We start from the raw sequence: 13,145 nt of genomic DNA, 5'->3' as shown, positions 1-13,145 counted from the left end.
ATAGAATATATTCAAACTTTTGATGAGATAACAATTTCATCGATTTAAAATTACAAAAAAACGCTCCAAAAAGCTGAACTTTCTGGAGCGTTTTCCAACAAATTAATTCTTTAACGAATTAAGATTTTACTAATTTATCCTTTTTCATTTTAGGAGAAACTGATCCTTTTACGACACTACCTTTAGATTGCAAATCATCTAAAACATTTAATGCTTCTTCTACATATACATCTTTAGATAATGCCTGATGCCAAACCTCTCTTTTTTCTTTTAAGGTTGCATCACTATTCATTTCAAGCTCTTCGTAAGGCAAAGATTTAAAAACCAAATTGTTTTTGTAATCTGAAATTGGTTTGTATTTTTTACCTTCATTTTCTACTTGTTCCTGAGTAGCTTTAAAGCTTTTAATATTTAAGCTATAGGTGTTTTCTTTATTTTTAACATCGATCCATTTTGCGTTGTCTTCAATTAATTTGAATTGAGCATTTTGGGCAATTCTACCTTTACTATTTTCAATAGCTTTTGTAAAATTTTCGTTGGATTTCCAGGTGCTGTAATCTGCAGGATCAATTTTATCCCATGGCATAGCATTATCAATATCACGCTCGCCCATTTTAAGGTAGGCATAACGATCTGGCATAACAACATCACTATGAACTCCTTCTAACTGAGTCGAACCTCCGTTGATTCTGTAAAACTTTTGTCCTGTAATTTTCAAAGCTCCTAAGTCGCCATAATTTGCATTACGAACAAACTGATTTAGATCCAGTACATTTTGTACTGTTCCTTTTCCATAAGTTTGTTTACTACCAATGATAACACCACGTTTGTAATCCTGGATTGCAGCAGCCAAAATCTCTGATGCCGAAGCCGAGAAGCTGTTTACCATAATTACTAATGGTCCGTCCCACTCGATTTTTTTATCTTTATCGTATAAAACTTCTTTCTTTTTTCCTGCTGATTTTACCTGAACAATTGGTCCTTCTTCAATAAATAAACCTGCAATATCTACAACGGTAGATAGCGATCCTCCTCCATCATCACGAACATCAAGTACGATACCATTGATATCTTCTTTTTTCAATCTTTCGACTTCAAGAGCAATATCTTTTCCGGCATCACGGCCATCTTTATTTTCAAAATCGATATAAAATTTAGGCAAATAAATTACACCATATTTTAATCCGTTTCTTTCTACAATACTGGATTTAGCATACGTTTCTTCGATTTCTACTACATCTCTGATAATAGAAATTACTTTTATAGTTCCGTCTACTTTTTTAACCGTAAGTTTTACTTCCGTTCCTTTGTGTCCTTTTATTTTTTTGACAACATCGTCTAAACGCATCCCTACAACATCTACAGGTTCTTCGTTTCCTTGTGCTACTTTCAGGATTAAATCTCCTGCTTCTAGTTGTTTTCCTTTCCAGGCAGGTCCACCAGAGATTAACTCATCGATTTGAGTAAAATCATTTTTCTTGGTCAGTCTTGCTCCAATACCTTCCAGTTTACCGCTAATATTTACATCAAAACGATCTTTTTCTTCGGGAGCAAAATAACTTGTATGCGGATCAAAGCGCGTCATAATTGAGTTTACATATACAGAAAACCAATCTTCTTTATTAAGATCTTTGATAAGACTAAAATTATCATCTAAAGATTTTAATGAACTGTCGCGTGTTTCTTTTTCCAGAGTTTCAAAAGATTTTACTTTGTAGGCAGGATCTGCTTTCTTTTTATCTTCTTCTAACTTTTGTTTGGTTACAAGTGATGAAAGTGTCGATAACTTAATTTGTTTTCTCCATCTCTCATTAATTTCTGCTGCATTTTTGGCATAAGGCAACTTATCATAATCTGCATTAAAAGTTTCATCAACATCATAGTTAAAAGGTTGCGCCAAAATAGTTTTATAACGCTTTTTGCTTTCTTCCATTCGTTTCATCAATCTGGTATAAGTAAGATTGAAAAACGTTAGATCTTTATTCAAAAACTGATCGTCTAACTGCAACTCATATTGTTTAAATTCATCAATATCAGATTGCAAAAAGAATCTTTTTGAAGGATCTAATGCATCAATATAATCTTTAAAAATTCCTTTAGAAAATTCATCGTTTATTTCTGCCGGACTGTAGTGTCCTTTTTCAATAACAAATGCCAATAATTCTAAAAGTGTTTTATCTCTGTTTGGGTCCGGATCTACTGATTTGTCTGCATTTATTTTAAATGCAAACAATGTTAATGACAAGCATAATACGGCTATAAGTATTTTATAATTTCTTTTCATAAATTTAATAATAGCATTCATCAATTTTTTAATCTAAGTTAACGGTAAAATTAATGTCAACATGCCAAGTTCACTATAATTTTTTGTTAAAGATATAAAAATGTTTGATGCCCAAAAGTCTTCTTGAATTTAGTTTGCAATTTTTATCTTTTTGATAGTATTCTACCAAAATCTGTTACTACATTTGCTTTAAGAAGCTTTAATTTTGATAAATCAGAATAATAATAACCTCATGAAAGATGAAAAACCACTAATATTAGTCACTAATGATGACGGAATTCTGGCTCCGGGAATTAGAGCCTTAATAAGTGTAATGGAAACGATTGGAGAAGTAATAGTAGTGGCTCCGGACAAACCTCAGAGTGCCATGGGACATGCAATAACCATAAACAACACCTTATTTCTGGATAAAATTTCTAAAGACGAAGATATTATAACGGAATATAGTTGCTCAGGAACTCCTGTTGATTGTGTAAAACTGGCAGTAAATGAAATTCTAAAGAGAAAACCAGATCTTTGTGTTTCAGGAATTAATCATGGCTCAAATTCTTCTATAAATGTAATTTATTCCGGAACAATGAGCGCTGCTGTCGAGGCAGGAATAGAAGGTATCCAGGCCATTGGATTTTCTTTACTGGATTTTGACTGGAATGCTGATTTTGAACAAATAAAATCATTCGTTAAGAAAATCACTCTAGAAACACTCAAAAACAAACTGCCTCCGGGAGTGGTTTTAAATGTTAATTTCCCTAAATTAAAGGAAAAAGAAATTAAAGGAATAAAAATTTGTCGCCAGGCGAAGGCCTACTACGCTCAAAAATTTGACAAACGACAAACGCCTTACGGAAAAGACTATTACTGGCTTACCGGAAAATTTACCAACGAGGATCAAGGCGAAGATACAGACGAATGGGCGTTGGAAAACGGTTATATTTCAGTAGTTCCCGTTCAATTTGACTTAACAGCACATCACTCTATTCAACAACTTAATACCTGGAAATTAAATGGATAAAAAAGACCTGCTTATTGGCTTTACAATTGGCATTTTTACGGCATTACTTGGTAGTTATTTGTTTGTTTCCTTTTTTACGAAATTTGATATTACGACAGGATTGCAAACCATCAGACAACAAGGATATTTAGGAAAAGTAATTACGATAGGTACTGTTTTGGATCTGGCCGTTTTTGGGATTTTGCTGAAAAAAAATCAGGAACTTATGGCAAGAGGTGTTGTATTGGCTGTGATTGTTTTAGCCATTTCTACTTTATTTATTTAAATCTTATCTTTGCTTTGCAAAAAAAATATTGTGTTTAAAAATGAAAACACACTTTCAAGAAAATTGATATGAAATACTACATAATAGCAGGTGAAGCCTCTGGAGATTTACACGGTTCAAATTTAATGAAAGCTTTATATGAAGAAGATCCTCAGGCTGAAATTCGATTTTGGGGTGGTGATCTGATGCAAAAAGCCGGAGGAACTTTAGTAAAACACTATCGGGAATTGGCCTTTATGGGATTTATTGAAGTGATTTTTAATCTAAAAACTATTTTAAGCAATATAAAAATTTGCAAAAAAGACATTACAGAATTCAAACCTGATGTTTTAATTTTTATTGATTACCCGGGGTTTAATATGCGTATCGCAAAATGGGCTAAAGCTTTAAATTATAAAACTCATTATTATATATCCCCACAAATTTGGGCCTGGAAAGAAAACCGTATTAAAGCAATCAAACAAGACATTGATAAAATGTTTGTGATTTTGCCTTTTGAAAAAAGCTTTTATGAAGACAAGCATCATTTTCCGGTAGATTTTGTTGGGCATCCGTTAATAGATGCGATCCAGAATCAACCTTCGTTTGATGAAACTACTTTTAGAAAAGAAAATCAACTGGGCGAAAAACCTATTATTGCTGTTTTACCCGGAAGCCGCCAACAAGAAATTACCAAAATGCTAAGTGTTATGCTAAGTGTTGTAGATGATTTTGAGGATTACGAATTTGTAATTGCGGGTGCACCTAGTCAGGATTTTGAATTCTATCAACAATTTATTTCGAACAAAAACATCAAATTTATTTCGAATAAAACGTATGATTTGTTGCGTTCTTCGACTGCAGCATTGGTAACTTCAGGAACTGCAACTCTTGAAACGGCTCTTTTTAAAGTCCCTGAAGTAGTTTGCTACAAAGGAAGTTCGATTTCTTATCAAATTGCAAAACGCATTATTACTCTAAAATACATTTCGCTTGTTAACTTAATTATGGATCAGGAGGTTGTTACTGAATTGATTCAAAGCGAATGCAACACAAAACGTATAAAAGAAGAATTACAGAAATTACTGGAGCCTGATTATCGCAAAAAACTACTTAAGAATTATGATATCCTGGAGCAAAAACTGGGTGGAATTGGCGCTAGTAAAAAGACAGCAAAACTTATTGTGGCTGATTTAAAACAAGTTTAATTTTTTTGGTTTGAAAAAAATAGTCGTTTTATTGCTTTTATCTGTCTTTTTTACTTCTTGTAAATCGACTTCTACTGCTGTGGGCAAAAAGGAGTCGAAGAAAGAAAACAGATATGTAGTTCATAATTTGATTGAAAAAGCAACCGACAACATTGGTGTTCGCTATAAAGCGGGTGGCACAACCAAAAGTGGTTTTGATTGTTCAGGATTGGTGTTTACTACTTTTGAATCTGAGAACATTAAACTTCCCAGAAGTTCATACGAACAGGCAAATGTTGGAAAAATCATCAAATTAAGTGATGCTCAAAAGGGAGACTTGATCTTTTTTAAAACAAATAAAAGCAAGCAAATTAATCATGTTGGATTAATTGTGGAAGTCAATACGACTGAAATAAAATTTGTTCATTCTTCTACCTCAAAAGGAGTTATAATTTCGTCAACAAAAGAGCCTTATTATCAGAATTCTTTTGCTCAAATCAATCGGGTTATTGATTAAACTGTATTAGACAAAATATATCTTTTTTCTTACAAAAAATTCAATACTTTTAAAACATGAAAGTATTAGATTTTCCTTTGACCAAAATTACACTTTGGTTTCTTATTGGTATATTGTTTTGTTATTACAGCAAACCCTCCATTTATTTTGCCATTCCGGCACTTGTTGTTGGTTTAGTCCTATTTATACTTTCTTATTTTACTATTAGAAAAAATAAAAACATAAACACGGTATTTGGAATCAGCACTTACTTTATTTCCTTTTTTATTGGTGTTTTGACTTTATTATTCCATACCAATTCGCTTCAGCAATCCAATTATATACATTGCGAAAAAGCTTTTAAATCCCCTCAAATCATAACGTTTACTCTACGGGAAAAACTAAAAAGCAACTCCTATAATGACCGGTTTACAGCGATAGTAAATACTATTGGCGACAAACCTTACTCCGGAAAAATAATTGTCAATATCCGTAAAGACAGTCTTAAAAATCCTATTATTGGAAATCTTATTAAGGTCAAAACTGTTTTGCAACGCAATGAATCAAACAAAAATCCCAATCAATTTGATTACAGCCAATATTTGGCCAACAAGCAAGTTTGTGCACAAGTTTATCTTACCAAAGCAGAGCTTAACATCAACAAAAAGATCAAAAAAGATATTTGGTATTACTCCGGTCGTTTGCATGCCAGGATCGTTCGCAATCTTGATAAAGCCAATTTTAACAAGGAAGAAATGAATGTTGCGCTGGCACTAATTTTAGGCCAACAACAAGATATTTCGACAGAAATTATTCAGGATTATCAATATTCTGGCGCGACACACGTACTATCCGTTTCAGGATTGCATGTTGGTTTTATTATGATTTTTATAAATTTTATTTTAAAACCAATACCCAATACACGAAAAGGATCTTTGATAAAACTATTTTCGATTTTATTATCCTTAACCACTTTTGCAATAATTTCAGGTCTCTCACCATCTGTTCTGCGTTCTGTGGTAATGTTTTCATTTTTATCAATTGGTAATCATTTGCGCAGAACCGGAAGTATTTACCATACTTTATTAGTATCTATATTACTTATTCTACTTTTTGAACCTTACTTTTTATTTGATGTTGGATTTCAGCTCAGCTATCTCGCCTTACTTTTTATTGTATGGTTACAACCTGTATTAAAAAAAATATGGAAACCAAAAAACAAAATTCAAACCTCTGTCTGGAACGCACTAACGGTTTCATTCGCCGCTCAAATAGGCACTTTGCCACTGTGTTTGTATTACTTTCATCAATTTCCGGGATTGTTTTTTGTGACCAATATTGTCATTATTCCACTTTTATCATTTATAATGATTGCCGGGATTATAGTAATGCTTTTCGCAATTATTAGTTCACCACCAGTATTCTTAATCGTAATTTTCGAAAAAAGCATTTACCTCCTTAACCTGACGATTCATATTGTGGCTTCGTTTGAATGGTTTGTAATAAGAGATATCAGCTTTAACTCTTATTATTTACTCACCTTTTATTTGTTTATTATTTCGGCAATCGTCTGGACTAAAAAACCAGATTATAACAAATTGTGTTTTTTATTAACCACAATAATCTTATTGCAGGTTTCTTTCCTCTGTACAAAAAAAGAAATCGAGAGTATACAGGAATTTATTGTTTATAACACAAAGAAAAACACTTTAATTTCTGAGAGAAATGGACGGGATATTATACTTTATACAAAAGATTCTATCTCTAAAAATAATGTACTAAACTTTTATCTGGTAGGCAATTCCGGCAGACTGAAAGCAACTAATTCGATAAAAAATATTTTGTTTTTTAAGAATAAGAAAATATTCCTGATAGACAGTTCGGGAGTTTATACTAAAAATATTCAACCGGACATTCTTATACTTACGCAATCGACCAAGATAAATTTAGAACGGATTTTAAGGGATTTACATCCAAAAATTATAATTGCCGACGCTTCAAATTCGCATGCTATTTTGAAAACATGGAAATTAACCTGTCTTAAAAAAAACATCCCTTTTCATGCGACGAACGAAAAGGGATATTATAAATTAAATTAGGAACAAAGTTAGCTCCTTTATTCTCCATTTATAATCGACTTGGCATCTGCTATCCATTTTTTTGCACCTCCAACTTTATATCCCAGCAGACCCAGTTTATTAATCGTTGGTTTATTTTTTCTAATAGAAGCGGTAACAAGGCAAACCTGAGGCAGCTCATCGATTCCCAAAGCTTCTTTCAGTTTGAGATTTTGTTCTTTATCTGACTCAGATAGTGTAGAGTCTGATAAATCAAGTTTTAACAAAACAACATTATCACCAGACCAATCTGCAAAATCTGTTGTTGCAAAAACTTCGTTCTGAATGAGCTGAGAAATCCCTGATGTTGTAAAAAAAATCAGCAATGGTTTTCTTTGTTCATCACTGGCTACTATTGCATCATTCATATTGGTTTTCCAGGCTAAACTTTGCGAATGCAGAAAAAATGAACCTAAAAAAAATAACAGGATAAGTAGTTTTCGTGCCATATTAAATTTTATTTAAAAATTACATTTATTTCACCAATTTAACACAAAACATATTAAAAAAAATATAAAAATTAAAATATTTAATCAAATATCAAAACAAATAAAGATTAATCATTAAAACATTAATTTTTTAGCAAAACAAAAAAAAATCACCTTATAAACAACAGAATACGGATTAACAGCCTTAAAACCAGACCTAAAAAAAATTCCCTTTGTGCTCGAAAGTACAAAGGGAATTTATGCATTAAACCAAGGGTCTGCTTTAAATCATTTATGGATTCAAAATCAAATTTGCATCAGCGATCCAGGCTTTTGCTCCTCCTTGTCTGTAAGGAACTAAACCCATATTATTAAACGTTGTTTTTCCTTTTCTAACAGATGCCATTAAAAGACATACTTGTGGTAATTCATTAATGCCTAAAGCATTTTTTAGTTTAACATTTTGATCTTTTACAACATCAGATGCTTCTGAATCTGATAAATCAAGTTTAACAAGAATTACGTTATCACGCGACCAAACGGCAAAATCCGGAGTTGCAAAAATTTCACTTTCCATTCTTTGTGAAAGACCTGTCGCAGTAAATAAAATTAATAATGGTCGTTTTTGGGCGTCGCTTGCCACAATAGCATCATTCATATCCGTTTTCCAAGCTAAATTTTGTGAATGCAGAAATAATGAACCTAAAAAAAATAGCAGGATGAGTAATTTTTTGGTCATATAAAATTGGTTTTAAGTAGGTTTATGGGACTAAATTAACATAATAACTTTAGCAAACAAGTTATATTTAAACAAAAAAAATATAAAAAATAAACAAAACAGCAATTCAACAATAAAACCATATTTTTTTAAGAAAATGGAAAAAATAATACCCTTTAAATCGTAAAAGCATTCATTGGGCCATAAACGTTTTGTAAAAAAAATCCCCTTTTACCCGAAAGCAAAAAGGGAATCTACAAATTAAACTAAGAAAACTTAATTTAAATCTAATCTATTCGCTAGGATGCAAGATTGCATTCGACTCTGCTATCCATGCTTTTGCTCCACCCGGTTTGTAGGCGATTTTTCCTAGTGCACTAAAGGTTGTTTTGTTTTTTCGAACTGATGCACTGGCAAAACATACTTCGGGAAGATCTTCAACGCCAAATGCATTTTTTAATTTAATATTTTGTTCTGTATCACTTTGATCTGCCGAAGAATCAGACAAATCAAGTTTTACAAGAACTACATTGTCACGCGACCAAACAGCAAAATCCGGAGTTTTAAATATTTCATTCTGAAGATTTTCTGATACACCTGAGGCTGTAAATAAAATTAACATTGGTTTTCTTAATTCATTACTAATAGCAATGGCATCTGTCATGTTTGTTCTCCAAACTAAATTTTGCGAATGCAGAAAAAATGAACCTAAAAAAAAGAGTAGGATAAGTAATTTTTTGGTCATAATACAATTGGTTTTGGTTAGTATAGTATGACGAAATTAACATATTATTTTAATTTTCCAATTTTTATTAATACAAAAATTATATTATATGTTTTTTTTGACACAATAAAATATCAAAGTCTTAAATTCGTCAAAACAAATGAATAACTTTTCTTACTAAACAAAAAAACTCCTTACGAACACGCAAGGAGTTTTATAAAATATTGTACTATATCTTTTCTCTCTTAAGATTTTTTAGGATGAACAATTCCTTCTGCAACTGTTAACCAAGCAGATGGGCCTCCGGCAACATAACCTGTTTGTCCAAGTCCTTTAAAATTTACTTTGCCGTCTTTTGATTCAGCACTTGTAAAAAATACGGTAGGAAAACCCTGGATTCCAAAAGCTTGTTGCAACTCATTGTTCTGGCTTTTAAGCTCTGGCGTTTGTGCTGTTCTTCGAGGATAATCTAATTCTACCAAAACAACATTATCTGTAGCCCATTTTTTAAATTCCGGAGTTTTTAAAACTTCATTTTGCAAACGAATACACCATCCGCACCAATCACTTCCTGTAAAAAAAAGTAACAATGGCTTTTGCTCTTTATTACTTACGGTAATTGCCTCTCTTACATCAGTGTACCATTTTAGCTCTTGCGCCTGTGTTGCAAACGCACCAACTAAAAACAATGCTATTAAAAATATTTTTTTCATTTTTATTTTATTTTCAACAAATTTAAACAAAAAAAGAATTGCAAAATGTCGTCTATTTTACTTCTTGCATTAATTTTCTAATAATTGGCGAAATTGCAATTAAAACAACCCCGGCAACCAGCGAATAAATTGCCAATTGATAATACCCTTGTGTATACGATTGCAGCTTAGAAAGCAAGGTAACTCCTGTATTTGATCTCGATATTTCAGCCCCTAATTTACCTGCAAATAATTGCCCGAATGCACTTGCCAGAAACCACAATCCCATCATCATACCAAACAATCTTTTTGGAGATAACTTGGTAATGATCGACATCCCGATTGGCCCTAAACAAAGCTCTCCTATCGTCGTTACCAAGTAAGCAAAGGTAAACACGTTTAAAGAGGCAATACCTTTAGAATTTGCAAAGAATTTTGTCAGGTAAAATATATAGAAAGAAGCTCCCAGAAACAGGAATCCAATCCCAAATTTAATTAAGGTGTTAGGTTCAATTCTTCTCTTACCAAGCCAGATCCACAACAAACCAATAATAGGACTTAAAACTACTACAAAAAATGTATTCGAACTATTGTTTACAATGTTTGGATCAATTGAAAAAAACAACAATTTATCGCTTAGATTGTCTTTTGCAAAAAGAGATAAAGATCCCCCACTCTGTTCATAAATTGCATTGAACAAAAGATAGAAAAACACAAACAAAAATGCTGCAAACAGCTTTTTCTGTAATTTTGCATCTCCCAGTTTAATCAATTCATACGTAAAATACAAAACAGCAGCAATTCCAATTGTATACATGAAATAATCTGTGTAATCTGTATTTTTTACCATTATAAAAATAAACGGCAAACTTAAAATCGACACTGCATATACTGCAATTTCACGAATTCTTCTTTTACCTGGTTCCAGATTCAATAATGGCGAATCACCAATTGGGCCTAAATACTTTTTGGTAAACAAAAAGGTAACTAAACCTAAAAACATTACTACGGCTGCAGACAAAAAGCACAATTGCCACGAATAATACTTTCCTAAATAAATACACAAAGCACCTCCTAAAAGACCTCCTACATTTATCCCGGCATAAAACATTCCGTAACCGGCATCTCTTCTGTTATCATCTTCATGATACAACTCTCCAACCATTGAGGAAACATTAGGCTTAAAAAAACCTGTTCCAATAATCGAGAAAGCGATACCATAATAAAACATTACCTGCGGAGAAAAGGCAATCAAAAGATTACCCAGAATCATAACGATTCCTCCAAAGAATAATGATTTTTTGAACCCTAATACTTTATCGGCAAAAATACCTCCTATAAAAGTAAAAGCATATACAAACGCCTGAATGGCTCCATACTGCAAATTGGCATGTTCATCTTTTAATAAAAGCTGATCTACCATAAAAAAGGTAAGAACTCCCCGCATTCCGTAGAAGCAGAATCGCTCCCACATTTCAACAAAAAACAAATACCATAATTGCTTTGGGTAATTGCCTTTAAAATTCTGTATTTCTTCTAGTGTAATCGTTTTTTCCATTTTATCTAACACCGTGCATCATTTTTTTCAAGAACGGAGTCAAAGCAAATAATACAATTGCTGCGATACCTGTAAGAACAACAAATACCATAAAAAACTCATATAGGTTATGAATTTCAAATCCGGCAAAAAAGTGATTATGAGCGCTAATTTGATGTTGTTCTAAAAGTGATAGTTGCTCTGCCGTTGGCACAACTTTATTATCTAATACTGCCTGAAGATCGATTCCTAATTCTTTTGCTTTTGCAAATTTATCTCCTGTTGCAGGCAAGATAGAACCCAGAGTTCCTCCTAAAGCATAACCAGATGCATTAGACAAGAAAAATACTCCGTATAATAAAGATGCAAAACGTTTTGGAGATAACTTACCTACCAATGACAAACCAATTGGCGATAAACATAACTCAGCACAAGTATTTAAGAAATATAATAAAATAAGCCATTTTACCAATAACAAACCTGAAGTTCCTATGTAAGAAACCTGAGTTGCAATCATAAAGAAACTTATAGAAATCACTACCAAACCTACTGCTAGTTTAACCGGCGAAATAGGCTCTTTTTCCTTAGCTCTCAAAGTATCCCAAAGTATACTGAAAGGTACTGCCAGAAGAACTACAAATAATCCATTAAAAATCTGAACCATTGATGGCGGCATTAACCAGCCAAAGAAATTTCTGTCTGTTTGATTGTCTGCAATAAAAGTCAATGATGAACCTGCTTGTTCAAAAGCCGCCCAAAAGAAAATAATAAAGAAGGATACGATATAAATTACAATAATTCTGTCTCTTTCGATTTTAGTCAATGAAGTATCTGAAATAATTAATCCTGCCAATGACAAACCACTAGAATAAATAAGGGTATAAATTAAGTTTTGACCTACTGCATAATGAAAAAAGAATCCAAGAGCAATAAATGCAATTCCGGCAATAGCCAGGGCTTTTCCAGAGAAATTTGCTTTTTGCGCTTCACCTTCTTCAAAATCTGCATCAACATTTTTAGAAGGCAAACCTCCTAATGGTCTTCCTTCCGGAGAAACTACATATTTATTTTTTAAGAAGTAAAAAAGAATTGTTCCTAACAACATCGCAACAGAAGCTGCCATGAATCCCCATCTAAAAGCATGGATATCTCTAATTCCTCCTGCATCTTTTACATCTCCTAACAAAGGACAGATTGACTGACCTAAAAAAGCTCCGATGTTGATACCCATATAGAAAATAGTAAAAGCACTATCTAATTTTGTTTTTTCTTGTTTAGGATACAAACTTCCTACCATACTGGAAATATTTGGCTTGAAGAATCCGTTACCAAAAACGATAACTCCTAATGCAGAATACATGATAATTTTGGCCAAAGGCAAATTTCCTTCAAAAATACTTCCGCTGGTAAACAAAAGCATTTGTCCAACTGCCATCAAAAGTCCTCCTAATAAAATACAGTTTCTGTTCCCTAAAAAACGATCGGCAACAAAACCTCCCAACATTGGCGTTAGGTAACAAAGTCCAAGGAAACCTCCATAAATTAAAGACGCTTCTTCTTCTTTCATCAATAATGAATTCACAAGAAATAAAGTTAATAAAGCTCGCATTCCATAAAAATTGAATCGCTCCCACATCTCCGTTCCAAACAATACCCAAAGTCCTTTTGGATGCGCAGTTTTTACTTGAGTTTCTCCCATATTATTC

At 32.6% G+C, this 13,145-nt stretch carries 12 protein-coding genes; 5 read left to right on the top strand and 7 right to left on the bottom strand.

The annotated features are described in order from the left end of the window. Positions 1-118: 118 nt before the first annotated feature. Complete coding sequence (locus tag B0A64_RS01705) at positions 119-2,305, bottom strand: carboxy terminal-processing peptidase (protein WP_089477806.1); 2,187 nt, start codon at positions 2,303-2,305, stop codon at positions 119-121. Between the two features lie 211 nt (positions 2,306-2,516). On the opposite strand from B0A64_RS01705, the gene surE reads away from it, so the two are divergent. The 5 genes from surE (at position 2,517) to B0A64_RS01680 (ending at position 7,322) form a co-directional block, all read left to right on the top strand. Then, positions 2,517-3,296: a 5'/3'-nucleotidase SurE gene (gene surE, locus B0A64_RS01700; protein ID WP_089477805.1), complete on the top strand. Its 780-nt coding sequence runs from the start codon at positions 2,517-2,519 to the stop codon at positions 3,294-3,296. Then, positions 3,289-3,561 carry a hypothetical protein gene (locus tag B0A64_RS01695; protein ID WP_089477804.1) on the top strand — a complete coding sequence of 91 codons (273 nt, stop codon included), beginning with the start codon at positions 3,289-3,291 and terminating at the stop codon, positions 3,559-3,561. The genes surE and B0A64_RS01695 overlap by 8 nt, the downstream gene beginning before the upstream one ends. Positions 3,562-3,629: 68 nt before the next feature. Beyond that, on the top strand, positions 3,630-4,748 hold the full coding sequence (gene lpxB / locus B0A64_RS01690) for a lipid-A-disaccharide synthase (protein WP_089477803.1): 1,119 nt from the start codon (positions 3,630-3,632) through the stop codon (positions 4,746-4,748). Between the two features lie 10 nt (positions 4,749-4,758). Beyond that, positions 4,759-5,244: a C40 family peptidase gene (locus tag B0A64_RS01685; protein WP_089477802.1), complete on the top strand. Its 486-nt coding sequence runs from the start codon at positions 4,759-4,761 to the stop codon at positions 5,242-5,244. A gap of 56 nt (positions 5,245-5,300) precedes the next feature. Then, positions 5,301-7,322, top strand: coding sequence for a ComEC/Rec2 family competence protein (locus B0A64_RS01680; RefSeq protein WP_089477801.1), 2,022 nt, complete (start codon positions 5,301-5,303; stop codon positions 7,320-7,322). Between the two features lie 17 nt (positions 7,323-7,339). On the opposite strand, the gene B0A64_RS01675 is transcribed toward B0A64_RS01680, so the two are convergent. The 6 genes from B0A64_RS01675 to B0A64_RS01650 form a co-directional block, all read right to left on the bottom strand. Beyond that, complete coding sequence (locus tag B0A64_RS01675) at positions 7,340-7,789, bottom strand: thioredoxin domain-containing protein (protein WP_089477800.1); 450 nt, start codon at positions 7,787-7,789, stop codon at positions 7,340-7,342. A 271-nt stretch (positions 7,790-8,060) separates the two neighbouring features. Next, on the bottom strand, positions 8,061-8,507 hold the full coding sequence (locus tag B0A64_RS01670) for a thioredoxin domain-containing protein (protein ID WP_089477799.1): 447 nt from the start codon (positions 8,505-8,507) through the stop codon (positions 8,061-8,063). Positions 8,508-8,778: 271 nt separating this feature from the next. Beyond that, the gene (locus B0A64_RS01665; protein ID WP_089477798.1) at positions 8,779-9,231 is read right to left on the bottom strand and encodes a hypothetical protein; all 453 of its coding nucleotides are present in this window, start codon (positions 9,229-9,231) and stop codon (positions 8,779-8,781) included. 224 nt (positions 9,232-9,455) lie between these two features. Continuing rightward, positions 9,456-9,923 carry a thioredoxin family protein gene (locus B0A64_RS01660; protein WP_089477937.1) on the bottom strand — a complete coding sequence of 156 codons (468 nt, stop codon included), beginning with the start codon at positions 9,921-9,923 and terminating at the stop codon, positions 9,456-9,458. A 52-nt stretch (positions 9,924-9,975) separates the two neighbouring features. After that, positions 9,976-11,460: a peptide MFS transporter gene (locus tag B0A64_RS01655; RefSeq protein ID WP_089477797.1), complete on the bottom strand. Its 1,485-nt coding sequence runs from the start codon at positions 11,458-11,460 to the stop codon at positions 9,976-9,978. 1 nt (position 11,461) lies between these two features. Next, the gene (locus B0A64_RS01650; protein WP_089477936.1) at positions 11,462-13,138 is read right to left on the bottom strand and encodes a peptide MFS transporter; all 1,677 of its coding nucleotides are present in this window, start codon (positions 13,136-13,138) and stop codon (positions 11,462-11,464) included. Positions 13,139-13,145: the final 7 nt, after the last annotated feature.

It is taken from the genome of Flavobacterium araucananum, assembly GCF_002222055.1.
In the GTDB taxonomy this organism is placed as follows: domain Bacteria; phylum Bacteroidota; class Bacteroidia; order Flavobacteriales; family Flavobacteriaceae; genus Flavobacterium; species Flavobacterium araucananum.
Note: the sequence above shows the minus strand (reverse complement) of the source record. Positions and strands in the feature narration are given on the sequence as shown.

Excerpts from the sequence above, each read along its gene's own strand:
- B0A64_RS01650 (WP_089477936.1), bottom strand. The coding sequence starts at position 13,138 with ATGGGAGAAACTCAAGTAAAAACTGCGCATCCAAAAGGACTTTGGGTA.
- B0A64_RS01705 (WP_089477806.1), bottom strand. The coding sequence starts at position 2,305 with ATGAATGCTATTATTAAATTTATGAAAAGAAATTATAAAATACTTATA.
- lpxB (WP_089477803.1), top strand. The coding sequence starts at position 3,630 with ATGAAATACTACATAATAGCAGGTGAAGCCTCTGGAGATTTACACGGT.
- B0A64_RS01660 (WP_089477937.1), bottom strand. The coding sequence starts at position 9,923 with ATGAAAAAAATATTTTTAATAGCATTGTTTTTAGTTGGTGCGTTTGCA.
- B0A64_RS01670 (WP_089477799.1), bottom strand. The coding sequence starts at position 8,507 with ATGACCAAAAAATTACTCATCCTGCTATTTTTTTTAGGTTCATTATTT.
- B0A64_RS01680 (WP_089477801.1), top strand. The coding sequence starts at position 5,301 with ATGAAAGTATTAGATTTTCCTTTGACCAAAATTACACTTTGGTTTCTT.
- B0A64_RS01695 (WP_089477804.1), top strand. The coding sequence starts at position 3,289 with ATGGATAAAAAAGACCTGCTTATTGGCTTTACAATTGGCATTTTTACG.
- surE (WP_089477805.1), top strand. The coding sequence starts at position 2,517 with ATGAAAGATGAAAAACCACTAATATTAGTCACTAATGATGACGGAATT.
- B0A64_RS01655 (WP_089477797.1), bottom strand. The coding sequence starts at position 11,460 with ATGGAAAAAACGATTACACTAGAAGAAATACAGAATTTTAAAGGCAAT.
- B0A64_RS01665 (WP_089477798.1), bottom strand. The coding sequence starts at position 9,231 with ATGACCAAAAAATTACTTATCCTACTCTTTTTTTTAGGTTCATTTTTT.
- B0A64_RS01675 (WP_089477800.1), bottom strand. The coding sequence starts at position 7,789 with ATGGCACGAAAACTACTTATCCTGTTATTTTTTTTAGGTTCATTTTTT.